We start from the raw sequence: 17,466 nt of genomic DNA, 5'->3' as shown, positions 1-17,466 counted from the left end.
CTATCTTTGAACACATAAAATAATCAACTAACATCTTAATTATAATAGCATGTCATACAATTTATTAAAAGGAAAACGCGGAATTATATTTGGAGCCTTAGACTCGAATTCAATTGCATGGAAAACAGCTGAGCGTGTTCATGAAGAAGGAGGTACGTTTGTGTTAACTAATGCACCAGTCGCGATGAGAATGGGTCAAATTAATGAATTGGCTGAACAAACAGGCTCTCAAATTATTCCTGCTGATGCAACTTCTATTGAAGATATAGAGAATTTAGTGAAGCAATCAATGGAAATTCTTGGTGGCAAAATTGATTTTGTATTACATTCAATAGGCATGTCTATTAATGTTAGAAAAGGAAAGCATTATACGGATCAAAATTATGCATGGACTCAAAAGGGAACGGATGTTTCAGCTGTGTCATTCCACAAAGTAATGCAAACACTTTATAAAGAAGATGCCATGAACGAATGGGGAAGCATTGTGGCTTTAACCTATATGGCTGCTCAACGTGTATTTCCTGATTATAATGATATGGCAGATAATAAAGCCTATTTGGAGAGCATAGCACGTAGTTTTGGGTATTTCTTCGGAAGAGATAAAAAAGTAAGGGTGAATACGATTTCTCAATCTCCAACACCTACAACAGCTGGAAGTGGTGTTAAAGGATTTGATGGGTTTATTGCTTATGCAGAAAAAATGTCGCCTTTAGGAAACGCAACCGCCTTAGATTGTGCGAATTATACGGTTTCTATGTTTAGCGATCTTACCAAACGTGTGACACTTCAGAACTTATTTCATGATGGTGGATTTAGTAATATGGGAGTCAGTGATGCGGTAATGGAGATTTTTGTTGGTGACGAATAAAAAAATAATAGAATATAATAAAAAACCGATGTTTAGCATCGGTTTTTTTCATTTCAACGATTGAAAAAGGATACGAAGAGAATTTTTTATAAGTTTGATAAAAGCAAATAATGAAAAAGGAATTCTTTATACTACTAATTTTTCTATCAACATACTCGTTACAATCGCAAGTACAATTTGAAAATCAGGCAACTGCTTTAGGAATAAATGTAGCCACAGGTTTCACATTTCTCGGTAATGGCGTGTCTTTTTGTGATTTTGATAATGATGGTTGGGATGATATAACACTAACTTCTGAAGACGGAGATGAGGTGCGATTTTTTAAAAATTTCAATGGTAGTTTTGTAGAGCAAAACTTTAATTTACAGTATTTAAATTATGAAACCAGATCTGTAACATGGGTTGATTTTGATAATGATGGTGATAATGATTTATTTGTAACAAGTGAGACCGATGGAAACAAGCTCCTTGAGAATCTAGGAAATATGACCTTTCAAGATATGACATCTACTTCAGGGATATCAGTTAATAATCTGTACACTTATGGAGCGTCATGGGGTGACTATAATAATGATGGGTTTTTAGATGTCTTTTTAAGTAATCGAACATTTCTTGTACCAAACAAATTATATAAAAACGATGGTGACGGCACATTCACAGATGTATCATTACAAGCAGGTATAGACTTAAATCCGGTCCTGTCTTTTTGCTCTGCTTTTTTGGATATCAATAATGATGGACTTCAAGATATTTACGTGTCTAATGATAAGGTGAATTTAAAAAATAAACTTTATAAAAATAATGGCGATGACACTTTTGAGGACATAAGTATGTCTTCAGGAACAGATATGTCTATTGACGCCATGACTGTTACGGTTGGTGATTATAATAGTGATGGCTATTTTGATATCTATGTTACTAATAATTCTACTGGAAATTATCTTCTCCAAAATAATGGCGATGAAACCTTTACAAATGTTTCAGGCCCGTTAGGAACCATATTAAATTACTTTAGTTGGGGTGCTGTGTTTTTTGATGCTGATAATAATAAAGCTCTCGATTTATATGTGAGCACCGCAGCTCAATCAATTACTTCAGCAGGATTTTATCTTAATAACGGTAACGAAAGTTTCACATTGAGTAATTCGAGTTTTCCTAATAATAACAGGGCAAGTCATTCCAATGCCACAGGAGACATTAATAACGACGGTTTGATCGACGTAGTTGTTACTAATAATTATGATGAGGATATTTTTTTATGGAAGAATACGTCAGTCTTGTCTAATTCAAATTGGATTAAATTAAAGCTCATAGGTACTACCAGTAATAGAGATGGTGTGGGTACTCGCATCGAGATTTTAATAAATGGAGAAAAACAATATCGATATACTCACTGTGGTGAAGGGTATTTAAGTCAAAATTCTAAATTAGAACATATTGGTCTTGGAGATAATACAATTATAGATTATGTCAAATTGACGTGGCTCAGTGGTGTTGAGGATACCTTTTATAATGTTCAGGCTAATCAAGTATTAACGGTAACTGAAGGGAGCAATACATTGGGGCTTTCAAATGTATCTCAAGCTGAGAGTTATATCTATCCCAATCCTGTAGGTGATATCTTGAAAATTAATTCAGACACAACCATAAATAAGGTTAGGGTTATTAATGTATTAGGTCAAGATGTTTTAGTGGTTAATTCAATAGAAAACAATAGTTTAGATATGTCTTCACTTCAAGCAGGACACTATATCATAATATTAGAATCTGATATAGGGATATCGAATCATAAGTTGATTAAATTCTAAGTTTGATTTCTCAATCTCCAATACCTACAACAGCCAGAAGCAGCTAAAAGGATTTGATGGGTTTATTGCTTATGTAGCAAAGATGTCGCCTTTAGGAAACGCAACCGCCTTAGATTGTGCGAATTATACGGTTTCTATGTTTAGCGATCTTACCAAACGTGTGACACTTCAGAACTTATTTCATGATGGTGGATTTAGTAATATGGGAGTCAGTGATGCGGTTATGGATACCTTTGTCGATAATCAATAAGAAGAACTCATAAAGTATATAGAAAGCCGATGTAAAAACATCGGCTTTCTCTTTTTAATCTTGGTTTTACTTATTTTTAACCTTAAAAAAAATACCAAAATATTTTTTTTTAAATTTGAGAAAACGACTTATGAAATATAACTACTTCTTATTACTATATTTTTTGTTTTTAGGGAATTGCATGCATTCGCAAATAGCATTTGAAGACCAGAGCATCACATTAGGCGTTGATGTAACAGTTGGAGATACCTTCTTAGGCAACGGAGTATCCTTCTATGATTTTGATAATGATGGATGGGATGATCTTACAATCACATCTTCGAATAATGATGCTGTGAGATTCTTTAAAAATATTAACGGGACTTTTGTAGAGCAATACTTTGTTGGACTAATCTTTAATTATGAAACAAAATCAGTAACCTGGATAGATTATGATAATGATGGTGATAATGATTTATTTGTAACTAGTGTTGTCCTTGGAAACAAGCTATTAGAGAATCTTGGTAATATGACGTTTCAAGATATTACTTCTAGTTCAGGAATATCTCAAAGTAACCTCTATACTTATGGTGCATCATGGGGAGATTATGATAATAATGGGTATTTGGATGTCTTTTTAAGTAATAGAACGTCTATTGTATCAAATAAACTATATAAAAATAATGGTGATGGCACATTTACCGATGTGACATTGCAAGCTGGTATAGATTTAAACCCTTCATTTTCTTTTTGTTCTGCTTTTTTGGATATTAACAATGATGGATACCAGGATATTTATGTTTCAAATGATAAACTAAGTTTTGAGAACAAACTTTACAAAAATAATGGTGACGGAACCTTTGCAGACATAAGTGGCTCTTCAGGAACTAATATATTAATTGACGCAATGTCTGTTACTGTTGGGGATTACAACTCTGATGGTTTTTTTGATATTTATGTTACAAATAATCCAGAGGGAAATTTTCTCTTAAGAAACAATGGTGATGAAACCTTTACCAACGTGGCAGGTTCTGCAGGAACTACGTTTAATAGTATTGGCTGGGGGGCTTCATTTTTTGACGCTGATAACGATATGGATCTTGATTTATATGTTAGTGGGCAGTTAGATGGAAGCGTTCCAAGTTTGTTGTCAGCTGCGTTTTATGAAAGCAATAATGGTAACAACTTTACAGTAAATAATAGTTATTTCCCAGGAGATAACAGGTCGAGTCATTCAAACGCTATTGGAGATATCAATAACGATGGATTGATTGATGTAGTGGTTATTAATAATGATGATCTTATATTTTTGTGGAAAAATGTTTCTCCTAATCCATTAAATTGGATAAAACTAAAATTACTAGGAACTGAAAGTAATAAAAATGCTGTAGGAGCCAAGATTGAGATATCCATTAATAATGAAAAGCAATATCGATATACTTTCTGTGGTCAAGGTTATTTGGCACAATATGGTAGTAAAGTACATTTTGGAGTTGGAACTAATACCGTAATAGATTATATAAAAATAAATTGGCCTAGCGGAATTGAAGAAACCTATTTTAATGTTCCGGCTAATCAAACGATGAATATTATTGAAGGCGATGGTACATTAAATATTGGTGATATTTCAAGTAATAAAAGTTATATATATCCCAATCCAGTTGGAGATATCTTAAGAATTAATTCAGATAGAACCATAAATAGAATCAAAGTGATAAACACACTTGGCCAAGACGTTTTAGTTGTTAATTTAATAGAAAACAGTTGTTTAGATGTGTCTTCACTTCATGCGGGACACTATATCATATTATTAGAATCTGATAGGGGTATATCGAATCATAAGTTGATTAAATACTAAGTACGATTTTTCTTTCACCTACGTATATTGCTACTGGTCAAATAGTTAAGTATTTGGTGACTTTATGCAGTATTTAAAGAACAGGTCACTTTAGCGAATTGGTATTACAATTAGACTATGCCAACGCGGTCCAAAAATGCTGTTATTTAGTGACTTAACGAAGTTAGTGAATTCTTAAAAATTTTCTAATGTACTGGTTTTAGTGCTATGGTGTGAGTGATGCCGTTATGAATATTTTTATTTATGAACAGTGCGCTATAGTAATTACAAAATAAAATCCTTGCATTTTACGGGCAAGGATGTTTTATTTATACCAGTATGATATCGATAAATATTTATGGTATTTTCTAGGTATTTAGGATATAGTACCATCTACATTTTGTCGGTGTTTATTGCGTTTAATCGATTAGTGTGTTCAGCTTATTTTAATTAGAATTAATTAGGTTAATTTCAGTCAAAATTAATTTAAAACTAAACTTATTTATGAAAAAAATTACATTATTATTTATGCTTATGTCCTTTGCGTTTACGTACGGACAAACAACTGTTACTTGTGGAGGAGCTCCTGTAAACACAACGTATTGTTATGATGATAACGAAGATACACTTTGGACGTTTACGTCTAGTGATGGTTCGGCTTTAAAAGTAGATTTTATTGAAGGATACTTTGAAGATTGTTGCGATGATATCATCATTTATGATGGAGTAGATACTACAGGAACTGTTTTATTTACGAGTGATACTAACTTTAATAATGATGCTACTGGGATTAGCGCATTTTCAATTGGCGATTCCATGACAATACGTCTAACGTCTGATGGATCTGTAAGTTGTGCTGCTGGTTCTGGTACACCAGACCTTAGCTTTGATGTAGTATGTGCAGCTTGTTTACCAGCTACAGGAACAGCTGTCCTTGGAACAACAGATTGTGTTGCTGGAACATTTATGGTTGATGTAGATGTAACAGATTTAGGAACTTCTACAACAGTTACCGTTAGTAATGATGGAGGTGTTGCCTCTACAGTTGTTATGGCTATAGGTATAATAAACGTTGGACCTTTTGCATCTGGAACATCACCTGTCTTTACTTTAGAGCATGAAACAGATCTTACCTGTGATGCGATTTTAGGGACTGTTTCATTTACTTGCCCTCCTACAAATGATAACTGTGCAACTGCCGAGATGTTAACTGTTAATTCAGGGAGTTGTGCGGTGACTACTGCAGGAACATTAGAAGCTTCTACAGAATCTGCTATTGACCCTTCTTGTGATACAGGAACTGAATGGGATGTATGGTATAGTTTTGTTGCTCCAGCATCTGGAATAGTAGAATTTACGATTACACTTGGTACAGGAAACCCTTTAGAATATGCAGTATTTGATGATTGCGCAGGAACAACTGAATTATTTTGCAATGACCCATTAAATGGATCTCAAGTAACAGGCCTAACTTCTGGAGTTACGTATTATTTAATGGTTTGGAACGATGGTTTTGAAACTCCTGGAGATTTTACTGTTTGTGCTTTTGAACCAACATGTTTACCTGCGACTGGAACTGCCGTTCTAGGAACTGAAGATTGTGGTGGTAATACGTTTATGATAGATGTAAATGTTACTGATTTAGGTGATTCTACTACAGTTACAATTGCCAATGATGCAGGTATAACTGCTACAGATGTTATGGCAACTGGAGTTGTTTCGGTTGGGCCTTTCCCAATAAGTACTCCAGTGGTAATTACATTAGAACATGAGTCTGATGCATTTTGTAATGCTGTATTAGCAGAAGTTGCGGATAATTGCCCAGTAGTAATAATGGCTGCAGTAGATTGTGCTTCGGGTACGCCTCAAAATGTTACTTACTGTTATGATAATAACGATGATATAGTTTGGACGTTTACATCTAGTGATGGTTCGGCTTTAAGAGTAGACTTTGTTGAAGGATACTTTGAAGATTGTTGCGATGATATCACTATTTATGATGGAGCAGATACTGCAGCTTCAATTTTATTTATGAGTGATGCTAATTTTGGTAATGATGCTACTGGTATTAGTGCCGTTTCAACTGGCGATTCTATCACAGTACGTATGACGTCTGACTCGTCGGTAAGTTGTGCTTCCGGATCAGGGTCGGGTATCCCACTTAATTTTGATGTAACATGTAATTCTTGTACTCCTGCAATTGCGACAGCTTCGGTTGTTGATGACTGTGCAACCTCAGGTGGATTTAATATTGTAGTAGATATAACAAATTTAGGATCTGCTACTTCATTAACTATATCTGATGATCAAGGAAGTGCAGACCAATCTGCTGCGGCAATTGGTATGTATACATTTGGTCCTTTTGTAAATGGTACTGCGGTTACAATTACTGTAACAAGTGACCAAGATGCAGCATGTACTGAAGCATTCGCAACATTAACACAAACATTTTGTCCTGAAACAGGTAATTGTGGTGCTTACTCAAGTTCTCCTGGAACTGCAGTTACTGATGCAGCACCAGTTAATGATGTAATCACTGTTGCTGGGACAGCAGGTGATATTCTTACAGATTTAAATGTTATTATTGCAATCGATCATACATTCTTGGCTGATTTAGATATTACACTTACAAGTCCAACAGGAACAGTTATTGGAATTATGTTTGACCAATGTGGCGGTTCTGATAATATGAATATTCAATTTGATGACGAAGGTATAGCTATAGTATGTGGTTCACCAACTGCAGGAATTTTTAATACTGTTGGTGTTGGTTCTGGTGCATTATCTGGATTTGATACTGAAGTTTTTGATGGAGATTGGACACTAAATGTTGTTGATGATGCTGGTGGAGATAATGGAACTTTAATACAATGGTGTTTAGTTCCTACTTTATCGACTCTAGGTGTTGATGATGAATCACTTAATAGCTTTACTTACTATCCAAATCCAGTAAAAGATAGCTTGGTGCTAAAATCACAAAGTAATGTGCAAAGTGTAACTGTTTATAATGTCTTAGGACAAGAAGTATTAAGCGTTTCGCCAAATACAACAAATACTTTAGTAGATATGTCTCAATTAACTACTGGAGCTTATTTTGCGAAGGTTACTATAAATGATGTAACTGAAACAGTAAGAATTATTAAACAATAAATTATTATCTTATAGTTTAGATTAAAAAGCCACCTTTATAAGGTGGCTTTTTTATACCTATGATAGATAATGCTTTAATTAAAAGCATTAGTTTCGTTTCGTTCATAATCAATAAGAACTCATAAATTTTATTAAAAAAGCCGATGTTTTTGCATCGGCTTTTTTGTGTTTAAAGGTGGCGTGATTTTTATTCTGAAACGTATTGAAGGACAATAATCTAATATAAATTCGTCGATTAGACAAAATACATTTAAACACGGTGTATCTCGACTTTTGTATTGTGTAATTCATATTAAATCGTTATAAAAAGTATGATTATGATAATTATTTAGCCAAATAATGAAGTATTCATAAAAACACTCAGGTATTTTATCGGCTTTTTTTTTATGATTCATCGAATTGTTAATATTTTATTAAGTCTTTTTTCGACGTAAAGCTTTTAATATGAATAACTTATAACGGACTAATTAATTTATTAACTTTAAACTCACCAAGACCAATTGATACTATAGAAGTATTTAATATGTTAGGACAACGTATTATTGGTGTTGACAGCCAAAATACAATCCAAAACATTGATATGTCTAATGTGCAATCTGGAGCTTATATAGTTATGGTGTCTATAGGAGATCAAACTAAAGCTATTAGAGTTATTAAGCAATAACAAAACAGATAATTGAATTTAATAATGAGACCTCGCTTCATTGAAGCGAGGTCTTTTTTTTAAGGCTTTGACTGACAAAGAGATGTGCGTATTATGTCGATATTATCAGTGTTTAATCGATTATATAACTTTCGCTTGACTTTGTTAGAGAATTATCATATTTTTAAGACTTAAATTAATTAAATTCAACTAAATATGAAAAAAATTACTTTTATTTTATTATTTGCTATGATGAGTAGTTTGACTTTTGCTCAAACTTTCACATCTGATTCTGTTAGTGATCCAGCTACTTACCCTGCAGATATGCAAAATGGAAACGGAGGTACAGGTGCCACTTGTGGTACTATTGATGAATTAACTTTGCCTTCAACAGCAGTTGCTGCTGTAGGTACTCTTGGTACAACTAACATTTTAGCAAGCGTAACACTTAATGTAACGCATACATGGAATGCTGATGTTACTGTTAGTTTACAAGATCCATCAGGAGCTGTAACAGTATTATTAGTAGATGCTGTTGGTGGAAGCGGAGATGATTTTGTTGATCTTGTTCTTCAAGATGGAGCTAGTGCATTACCAACGGGAGCTACGAGTCCTCTTACTGGAACATTTGCGCCTTTAGAAGCCTTAGCTGCTTTTAATAGTGGTACTACTGCTGGAGATGGCGTTTGGAACCTATTAGTTTGTGATGATGCTGGAGGAGATATTGGTAGTCTTGATAGTTGGGCACTTACGTTTGCACCAACGCCTACCTGTTCTACACCAGTTGGAGCTGCAGCAATAGCAACATCACCGATGTCTGCAGATTTCTCATGGCTTGATGTGCCTACTGCAACTTTAGGTTTTGAATGGGGAATTTTAGCGCCAGGTGGTGATCCAACTATGGATCCATTCTTATTCTCTAGTTCTACAGGTTTTGGAGTCTTATTAGACTCTGAAGCTACTTTATTGCCTGCTAGTGATTATGTATTTTATGTAAGATCTAATTGTGATTCAGCTGGATTTAGTGATTGGTCTGGTGGAACAGCGTTTTCTACGCCTGCTTTACCGCCTGCAAATGACAACGCCTGTGCTGCAATTCCGCTAAATATTGGAGATGCGTCGAGTGGTGCATTTTATACCAATGTAGCGGCTACTATTGAAGCTGGTGAAGTTCCAGGTGGATGTTATTTTGGTACACCTTCTGCTAGTGAAACGGTTTGGTTTTCTTTTGTAGCTCCTGCTACAGGTGAAGTTTTAATTCAAACTGAAGAGTTAGCTGGTGATGGTTCATTAAACGATACTCAAATTACATTATTTACTGTTGCAAATTGTGCAGATTTAACTACTGGTGTAGTTGAAGTGGCTTGTGATGAAGATGATGATGCTGATGTTGTGGGTGATGGTTCTGGTCTTCAGGCTAATCTTCAAGTTGCTGGTTTAACTGATGGCGCTACTTATTATTTTGTAATAGACGGATTTGGAACTGGTGTAGGTACATTTGATGTGTCATTAACTGTTCCAGCTTTAACTGTAGATGCTGTTGATAATCCAAATGCATTTACGTATTTCCCTAACCCAGTTAAAAATGTATTAACATTAAGTGCTGCTCAAAAGGATATTCAAAACGTAGCTGTATATAACATGTTAGGACAAGAAATTCTTAGAACTGCTCCTAATAGTTTAGAAAGCACTATCGATATGAACGGAATGAGCCAAGGTGCTTACTTCGTACAAGTTACTATTGGTAATGCAACAGAAACAATTAGAATTATTAAGCAGTAAGATTTAATAAATAAGTTTTCAAAAGCCACCTTTAAGGTGGCTTTTGTTTTTTGTTTACTTACCTTTGTAAGGTATGAACGCATTACAGTTTTCATTTATAATTCCCGTATATAATCGGCCTGATGAGGTTGAAGAACTACTTAATAGTTTTAAAGCTCTAGAAGGTGATTTTTTATATGAAATTGTAATTATTGAAGATGGTTCTTCTATTGATTGTAAGTCGGTTGTCGAAACGTTTAAAACAGATTTAGACATCTCTTATTACTTTAAGCCCAATTCTGGGCCAGGAGATTCCAGAAATTATGGAATGCAAAAGGCAAAGAACAATTACTTTATTATTCTAGATTCAGATTGTTTATTACCACCACAGTATTTGAGTATTGTACATTCGTACGTGTCATCGACATATGTAGATTGTTTTGGAGGTCCTGATGCTGCTCATGAATCTTTTACTAATCTTCAAAAAGCGATAAACTTTGCAATGACCTCTATTATTTCAACAGGTGGAATTAGAGGAGGTAAAGCTAGCGATGCGAAATTTGAACCACGTAGTTTCAATATGGGCTTGTCTAAGAAGGCCTTTTTAGATTCTGGTGGTTATGGGATAATACATCCTGGTGAGGATCCAGATTTATCGATAAGGCTAAATGGTTTAGGTTATAAAACGGTATTGATAAAAGATGCTTTTGTGTATCATAAAAGGCGTGTATCATGGCAGAAATTTTATACACAAGTTCATAAGTTCGGACTAGTAAGGCCAATTCTTAATCAATGGCATCCTAAAACCAAACGAATAACATATTGGTTTCCAACCTTGTTTATGTTAGGTTTAATGATAGCTATTGTACTGTTTTTTATTGGATATAGATTGCCGCTTTTAGGATATGGTATTTATCTAATTATCGCATTTATTTTATCATTAATTTCTAACAGAAATTTAAGTGTGGCTATTCAATCTATTTTAGCTATTTTTATTCAGTTCTTTGGATATGGTTATGGCTTTTTAAAGTCGACTTTTGCCATTTCGATTTTAAAGAAAAATCCACAGCAACATTTTCCAAAATTATTTTTTAAAAATGTTAAATAGTATCAAATCAAAGTTATTACAGTCAGTTAAAAACAAAAGACTCAATGTTTTCGGCCTCTTTTTTTTAATGGCATTTTTGATATTGGTTGTTACCAAGCTTTCAGAAACCTATGTAGAGACCATTCCTTTTAATGTGACATATCAAAATTTACCTGAGACAAAAATTATTACTTTAGATAGCACTCCAAAAGTTAATGTTACAGTTTCTACTCATGGTTTTAATTTGTTGTCCTATTATTTCCAGAACTACACTTACAAGCTGGATTTTGAAAATATCACCTCACAAAAAGATAATACGTATATATGGACTGCTGAAAAAGGCTCCTATAGTTTGCAAGGTCAGTTAGGTCAATCTGTCAAGATCATATCAGTAAAGCCAGATACATTAATTTTGCCTTTTGGAACCTTGAGCGTTAAGTCCGTACCAGTGGTTTTAAAGTCTGAGATAAATTATGCTATAGGATATGATACTTTGGAAAAAGTAGAAGTCATACCAGATTCGGTTAAAATCATTGGCGCAGAAGAAGAAATTGCCAATATTGAATTTATTGAGACCATGCTATTGGATTTAAATGATATTAAAACCAACATTAACACAACTATTGGTCTTGAGTTATCCAATCAATCAAAACGCTTAAAACTCTCCGAAGAAAAGGTTACCATTAAAACCAATGTTGAAAAATTTACAGAAGGTACATTTGAAATTCCGTTAGCCATTTTAAATAAACCGAATGCAGTAGAAATTAATTATTTCCCGAAGTATATAAAGGTTTCATATTACCTTAGTTTAAAAGATTACAAGCAGGTTAAGCCAAACGATTTTAAAATTGAATGTGATTATAATGAAGCCATAGAAGCAGGCGCTTCGTTTTTTGTGCCAAAGCTTATAATTAATTCAGATAAGGTCAAATCTGCCAAAATGAAACAAAATAAAGTAGAATACATTATTATAAAATGATGGTTGTCGGACTTACAGGAGGAATAGGTAGTGGCAAGACTACAGTGGCTGCTTTTTTTAAAGCGTTGGATGTTCCTGTATATATAGCAGACGTTGAGGCCAAAAAACTTATGGTGAGGTCTAAAGTGATCCGAAGAAAACTTATTGCACTTTTTGGAGAAAAAGCGTATATAGGTAAAGAACTTAATAAACCTTTTATCGCTTCAAAAATTTTCAAGAAAAAAGAAGACCTAGACAAAATGAATGCTATTGTTCACCCAAAAGTAGCCTCTCATTTTATGCGTTGGTTAAAAAGACAAAACTCCCCATATGTCATTAAGGAAGCTGCAATTATTTTTGAGATTAATAAAGCTTCTGCATACGATTTTATAGTTCTAGTAACTGCAGATACTGAAGAACGTATTAAACGCGTTATAAAAAGAGATAATACAGATAGATCAAGAATTGAAACCATTTTAGATAATCAATTGAGCGACGATGAGAAAATAAAAATGTCTCATTTTGTGATTGTTAACGACGATCTCGAAGCAACGAAGAAACAGGTGTTAAAAACACATCAATCTATACTAAAAAACATCCAAAAACTCAAAAATTAACATAATTGTTAATGTAAGGTTAAACACTAAGAGTTCTAAATGTTAAAATACTAAATTTGAACGATGGGCAAAAAGCTATTCAGTTTGTTGGTGGTTTTAATGAGTTTATCTCTCATAGGTATCATTTTTGTTCAATCATTTTTTATCAATAATACGTATAAGAATGAAGAGAAGCAATTCATATCAGATGTAAAGCGTTCTCTAATTTCTGTTTCTAAAGCTATTGAAGATAAAGAGCTTCTAAGTTATAATAAACTGTATAGAGAAGCTATAGAAAATGGTAGAACACCTGATACTTCGGAGATTAAGCAACTTTTGATTTTTGAATCTTATAATGAAGAGACCAACCAAGCAATACAATTTAGAAATGCAATTTCTGAAGAAAGCTTTAAAGTGCCATCATTGTTCATTGACATTGGTACAGACAGTATAAATATTAGTAGGATTACTAATTTTAGTGAAACTAAAATTTTTGAACGTAGTACTATTGATGGTCAACTTAGTATGAATCCAGTCCAAACATTCTCTGATTATAGTACAATGGACGATGTTGGTAGGAGGATTTTTAAAGATAACTATAAGAAAGTTTATAGGAATTATCCGGTATACAAGCGAATCACAAACGAGGAAGTTTCTGAGTTATTAGAATCTGAATTTTCGATAAGTGGTATAGAAACAGCATTTGAGTATGCTATTTATGATAAGGATTTATCGACTAAAATTAGATCTGAGAATTTTGAAAAAGATGCTGAATCTACTATAGGTATTCCCGTTTTTCGGGATAATGAAAATAAAAGTAAGTTCGCCTTATATGTAGATTTTCCTGAGCGGAGAAAGTATTTATTATCTTCTTTATTAGGAATGATAATCTTATCTATCGTATTTACATCTATAATTATTATAGCCTATTCTAGTGCGATTTATCAGTTAATCAAGCAGCGTCAAATTTCGCAAATCAAAACAGATTTCATCAATAATATGACGCATGAGTTTAAAACACCCATTGCGACGATTAATTTGGCATTAGATTCTATTAAGAATCCAAAAATTATTGGAGATCAGGAAAAGGTTATGCGTTATCTAAAAATGATTAAAGAAGAGAATAAACGTATGCATGCTCAAGTTGAAAATGTATTGCGAATTTCTAAACTTGAGAAAAACGAACTCAATATAAGTAAGGAAAGATTAGAGTTACACGAGTTAGTAGAAGATGCGATTACTCACGTTGAGTTACTCGTAGAAGACCGAAAAGGGTTTGTGAAATTACATTTGGAAGCAGATAAGTCTTCAGTTTTAGCAAATGAAACCCATTTTACTAACGTGATTGTCAATATTTTAGATAATGCCATCAAGTATAGTGATGATGCTCCTAAAATTGATGTTTATACTGAAAATGTAGGCAATAATATACTGCTTAAGATTTCAGATCAAGGAAACGGAATGTCTAAGCAAGTTCAGAAAAAAGTGTTCGAAAAGTTTTATAGAGAGCATACAGGAAATGTACACAATGTAAAAGGACACGGTTTAGGTTTATCGTATGTTAAACGAATCGTAGACGACCATCAAGGTCATATATCAGTAGAAAGTGAAAAAGGAAAAGGTAGCGTATTTATAATAAAACTACCACTAATATCATAAATTATGGAAGAGCAAAATAAGAAAATACTTTTAGTTGAAGACGATCCAAACTTTGGAACGGTTTTAAAAGACTATTTAAACATGAACGATTATGATGTGGTTCATGCAAAAAACGGAATGGAAGGTTTCGAAAAATTTAAGAAGGATGATTACGATCTATGTATTTTAGATGTTATGATGCCTTACAAAGATGGTTTTACTTTAGCCAAAGAGATTAGAGAAAAAAACACGGATGTGCCAATCATTTTCTTAACAGCAAAAGCTATGAAAGAAGATGTACTTAAAGGGTATAAAGTTGGTGCAGATGACTATTTAAACAAACCGTTTGATAGTGAGGTGCTCTTGATGAAGATAAAAGCAATTATTCAGCGTAAGGCTACAGATACCATTGCAGATAGTAAACAATTTGAGTTTAAGATTGGTGGGTTTGATTTAAATTCGAAACTGCGTTTCTTAAAATTTAATGGTACTGATCCTATTAAACTATCTCCGAAAGAAAACGAATTATTACGTATGCTTGCGCTTCATGAAAATGATTTAATGCCTCGTGAGTTAGCATTAACTAAAATTTGGAGAGACGACAATTATTTCACATCTAGAAGTATGGATGTGTATATCGCTAAGCTTAGAAAATACCTAAAATTAGATCCAAATGTTGAAATACTAAACATACATGGAGAAGGATTTAGATTGGTAGTTAGCCAAGATGCCTAAGTGTAAATTATAGATATAAAAAAAGCCAATCATTATGATTGGCTTTTTTTTTAAAAAATATCGAAATATTAGATAACTTTTACGTTTACTGCGTTCAATCCTTTTTTTCCTTCTGTTAAATCGAATTCTACTTCATCACCTTCTCTAACCTCGTCGATTAAACCTGAAATGTGTACAAAGTGTTCTTTGTTGTTTCCTTCTTCTGTTATAAATCCGAATCCTTTAGAATCGTTGAAGAATTTTACTGTACCTTTACTCATAATATATATTAAATTATTTAAGCTGCAAATGTAGTATTAATTAATTAAAAATTTCAATTTTTATGATTTTTTTTAAAACTAATTATTTTATGGTGTCGTAATTTGCCTACTAATGCAGTCGAGTATCTCTTCGATATCAGTTTTATAATCAAACCAAATTGTTTCCTCATTCTTCCTAAACCAAGTCAATTGTCGCTTAGCAAAACGTCTAGTATTTTTTTTTATTTCTGAAACAGCAAAACCGAAGTCCCATTGGTCTTCCAAATAGTTAAAAATTTCTTTGTAACCAACCGTGTTTAACGCATTTAAGTGCTGCTTAGGTCGTAACGCTTTTACTTCATCTATTAAACCTTCTGCCATCATAATATCTACACGTTTATTGATGCGGTTATAAATAATCTCACGATCTGCAGTTAAACCAATGGTTATCGTTTTGAAGTCTCTTAGTTTATCTTCACCTTTTAAAAATGAAGAATACGGCTTTCCGCTTGATAAACAGACCTCTAAAGCTCTAATAACACGTTTCGGGTTATCAATAGCAATAGTTTCAAAAGCTTTTGGGTCTAATTCTTTTAGTTGGAATTGTAAGGCTTCTAGTCCGTCTGTTTGAAGTTTTGTATTAAGTGTTTCTCGTAAGGATTGGTCTATTTTAGGCAATTCATCTAAACCTTTAGTTACTGCATTTACATATAGACCAGAACCGCCAACCATGATAACAACAGAATGATCGTTATGTAGTTCTTTTAATTTAGCAATCGCATCGTTTTCAAATGAACCAACACTATAATATTTGTCGACCGATATGTGTTTGATAAAATGATGTGTTGCGGCGTCCAATTCGGTTGGAGTAGGAGCTGCAGTGCCGATTTGCATTTCTTTATAGAATTGTCTGGAGTCTGCCGAAATTATTTCAGTATTAAAGTGATGAGCCAATTTTATGCTCAATGCCGTTTTGCCTATGGCAGTTGGACCAACAATAGAAATGAGTATTTTAGTCATGATGTAATTCGAAACCGCATTTATAGCAGAAGTCAGCGCCATCTTTATGTGTTTCAGTAAGGCAATTGACACAACATTGGGTATTGAGTTGAACATTTTTCAATTGCTCATGCTCTTCATCAGAAATTGTAGCTTCATCATCCTCATCCTCATCATTTACAGCTTTAGTATATTCGGCTGAGACAATTCCTGTAGGTACTGCTATAATGCCATAACCCATTATCATAATTATGGCCGCTATAAACTGTCCAACTGGTGTTTGGGGCGCAATATCACCAAAACCGACAGTTGTAAGTGTAACGATACACCAATAGACACTTTTAGGAATATTAGTAAAGCCATTTTCTTCGCCTTCTACCAGATACATTATCGTACCAAAGATTACAGAGGCAATAATAACAGCAAATAAAAATACGGCAATCTTTGCTCTACTCGCTTTAATAGCATTTGCCAATTGGTTTGACGCACCTAAATAACGTGCTAATTTTAAGATTCTAAATACACGTAATAAACGCAATGCACGCAGTATTACTAATGCATGTGAACCCGCTAAGATTAATGAAATATACTTCGGAATTGTAGATAATAAATCTATAATCCCATAAAAGCTAAGAATATATTTTAATGGTTTTTTTACAGTAACAATACGAGCGATATATTCTATTGAAAACAAAATAGTAATGACCCATTCTGAAACATTTAAAAAGACATGATATTTTTCGTCAAAACTGTTAACGCTCTCTAGCATAACAAGAACAATACTTGCTAGAATGGTAATAAGAAGGATGACATCAAATAGCTTACCAGCGGGTGTGTCTGCTTCATAAATAATTTCATGAAGTTTATTTTTCCAGTTTGGTTGTGTTTTTTTCAAACTCATTAAATCAAAAGTACTAA

Annotated in this window: 14 protein-coding genes and 1 pseudogene; 12 read left to right on the top strand and 3 right to left on the bottom strand. The window is 33.4% G+C overall.

The features are described from left to right. The first annotated feature begins 49 nt into the window (after positions 1 to 49). From V7719_RS07720 to V7719_RS07665, 12 genes and pseudogenes are all read left to right on the top strand, one after another. Positions 50 to 868: an enoyl-ACP reductase FabI gene (locus tag V7719_RS07720; RefSeq protein WP_335729302.1), complete on the top strand. Its 819-nt coding sequence runs from the start codon at positions 50 to 52 to the stop codon at positions 866 to 868. A 110-nt stretch (positions 869 to 978) separates the two neighbouring features. Beyond that, the gene (locus V7719_RS07715) at positions 979 to 2,676 is read left to right on the top strand and encodes an FG-GAP-like repeat-containing protein (protein ID WP_335729301.1); all 1,698 of its coding nucleotides are present in this window, start codon (positions 979 to 981) and stop codon (positions 2,674 to 2,676) included. Further along, positions 2,673 to 2,926 (top strand): annotated as a pseudogene (locus V7719_RS07710) (SDR family oxidoreductase); the annotation flags it as partial. The gene V7719_RS07715 and the pseudogene V7719_RS07710, both read left to right, overlap by 4 nt. 130 nt (positions 2,927 to 3,056) lie before the next feature. Continuing rightward, on the top strand, positions 3,057 to 4,763 hold the full coding sequence (locus tag V7719_RS07705) for an FG-GAP-like repeat-containing protein (RefSeq protein ID WP_335729300.1): 1,707 nt from the start codon (positions 3,057 to 3,059) through the stop codon (positions 4,761 to 4,763). Positions 4,764 to 5,246: 483 nt separating this feature from the next. Beyond that, positions 5,247 to 7,892, top strand: a complete 2,646-nt coding sequence (locus V7719_RS07700) for a T9SS type A sorting domain-containing protein (protein WP_335729299.1) — start codon at positions 5,247 to 5,249, stop codon at positions 7,890 to 7,892. A 448-nt stretch (positions 7,893 to 8,340) separates the two neighbouring features. Continuing rightward, on the top strand, positions 8,341 to 8,556 hold the full coding sequence (locus tag V7719_RS07695; protein WP_335729362.1) for a T9SS type A sorting domain-containing protein: 216 nt from the start codon (positions 8,341 to 8,343) through the stop codon (positions 8,554 to 8,556). Between the two features lie 195 nt (positions 8,557 to 8,751). Continuing rightward, on the top strand, positions 8,752 to 10,317 hold the full coding sequence (locus V7719_RS07690) for a T9SS type A sorting domain-containing protein (protein WP_335729298.1): 1,566 nt from the start codon (positions 8,752 to 8,754) through the stop codon (positions 10,315 to 10,317). A 73-nt stretch (positions 10,318 to 10,390) separates the two neighbouring features. Further along, complete coding sequence (locus V7719_RS07685; RefSeq protein ID WP_335729297.1) at positions 10,391 to 11,404, top strand: glycosyltransferase; 1,014 nt, start codon at positions 10,391 to 10,393, stop codon at positions 11,402 to 11,404. A gap of 67 nt (positions 11,405 to 11,471) precedes the next feature. Further along, the gene (locus V7719_RS07680) at positions 11,472 to 12,362 is read left to right on the top strand and encodes a YbbR-like domain-containing protein (RefSeq protein WP_335729296.1); all 891 of its coding nucleotides are present in this window, start codon (positions 11,472 to 11,474) and stop codon (positions 12,360 to 12,362) included. Next, positions 12,359 to 12,958, top strand: coding sequence for a dephospho-CoA kinase (coaE, locus tag V7719_RS07675; RefSeq protein ID WP_335729295.1), 600 nt, complete (start codon positions 12,359 to 12,361; stop codon positions 12,956 to 12,958). Before V7719_RS07680 ends, coaE begins: the two co-directional genes overlap by 4 nt. A gap of 63 nt (positions 12,959 to 13,021) precedes the next feature. After that, positions 13,022 to 14,596, top strand: coding sequence for a sensor histidine kinase (locus tag V7719_RS07670; protein ID WP_335729294.1), 1,575 nt, complete (start codon positions 13,022 to 13,024; stop codon positions 14,594 to 14,596). Positions 14,597 to 14,599: 3 nt separating this feature from the next. Next, positions 14,600 to 15,310, top strand: a complete 711-nt coding sequence (locus V7719_RS07665; RefSeq protein ID WP_335729293.1) for a response regulator transcription factor — start codon at positions 14,600 to 14,602, stop codon at positions 15,308 to 15,310. 68 nt (positions 15,311 to 15,378) lie between these two features. On the opposite strand, the gene V7719_RS07660 is transcribed toward V7719_RS07665, so the two are convergent. The 3 genes from V7719_RS07660 to V7719_RS07650 all read right to left on the bottom strand — a co-directional run bounded on the left by V7719_RS07660 (position 15,379) and on the right by V7719_RS07650 (position 17,449). Then, positions 15,379 to 15,570, bottom strand: coding sequence for a cold-shock protein (locus V7719_RS07660; protein WP_119029192.1), 192 nt, complete (start codon positions 15,568 to 15,570; stop codon positions 15,379 to 15,381). Between the two features lie 87 nt (positions 15,571 to 15,657). Continuing rightward, positions 15,658 to 16,611 (bottom strand): tRNA (adenosine(37)-N6)-dimethylallyltransferase MiaA, encoded by a 954-nt coding sequence (miaA, locus tag V7719_RS07655; RefSeq protein WP_442969064.1) that lies wholly within the window; start codon positions 16,609 to 16,611, stop codon positions 15,658 to 15,660. Next, entirely contained in the window at positions 16,562 to 17,449 is an 888-nt protein-coding gene (locus V7719_RS07650) for an ion transporter (RefSeq protein ID WP_335729292.1), read from the bottom strand. Before V7719_RS07650 ends, miaA begins: the two co-directional genes overlap by 50 nt. Between the last annotated feature and the right edge of the window lie 17 nt (positions 17,450 to 17,466).

The sequence above is a fragment of the Psychroserpens sp. genome (assembly GCF_036960315.1).
In the GTDB taxonomy this organism is placed as follows: domain Bacteria; phylum Bacteroidota; class Bacteroidia; order Flavobacteriales; family Flavobacteriaceae; genus Psychroserpens.
The sequence above is the reverse complement of the archived record's forward strand: the minus strand, read 5'-3'. Positions and strand labels throughout refer to the sequence as shown.

Bases quoted from the DNA above. Each gene is read 5' to 3' on its own strand.
- V7719_RS07720 (WP_335729302.1), top strand. From the start codon at position 50: ATGTCATACAATTTATTAAAAGGAAAACGCGGAATTATATTTGGAGCC.
- V7719_RS07715 (WP_335729301.1), top strand. From the start codon at position 979: ATGAAAAAGGAATTCTTTATACTACTAATTTTTCTATCAACATACTCG.
- V7719_RS07705 (WP_335729300.1), top strand. From the start codon at position 3,057: ATGAAATATAACTACTTCTTATTACTATATTTTTTGTTTTTAGGGAAT.
- V7719_RS07700 (WP_335729299.1), top strand. From the start codon at position 5,247: ATGAAAAAAATTACATTATTATTTATGCTTATGTCCTTTGCGTTTACG.
- V7719_RS07690 (WP_335729298.1), top strand. From the start codon at position 8,752: ATGAAAAAAATTACTTTTATTTTATTATTTGCTATGATGAGTAGTTTG.
- V7719_RS07685 (WP_335729297.1), top strand. From the start codon at position 10,391: ATGAACGCATTACAGTTTTCATTTATAATTCCCGTATATAATCGGCCT.
- V7719_RS07680 (WP_335729296.1), top strand. From the start codon at position 11,472: ATGGCATTTTTGATATTGGTTGTTACCAAGCTTTCAGAAACCTATGTA.
- coaE (WP_335729295.1), top strand. From the start codon at position 12,359: ATGATGGTTGTCGGACTTACAGGAGGAATAGGTAGTGGCAAGACTACA.
- V7719_RS07670 (WP_335729294.1), top strand. From the start codon at position 13,022: ATGGGCAAAAAGCTATTCAGTTTGTTGGTGGTTTTAATGAGTTTATCT.
- V7719_RS07665 (WP_335729293.1), top strand. From the start codon at position 14,600: ATGGAAGAGCAAAATAAGAAAATACTTTTAGTTGAAGACGATCCAAAC.
- V7719_RS07660 (WP_119029192.1), bottom strand. From the start codon at position 15,570: ATGAGTAAAGGTACAGTAAAATTCTTCAACGATTCTAAAGGATTCGGA.
- miaA (WP_442969064.1), bottom strand. From the start codon at position 16,611: ATGGCGCTGACTTCTGCTATAAATGCGGTTTCGAATTACATCATGACT.
- V7719_RS07650 (WP_335729292.1), bottom strand. From the start codon at position 17,449: ATGAGTTTGAAAAAAACACAACCAAACTGGAAAAATAAACTTCATGAA.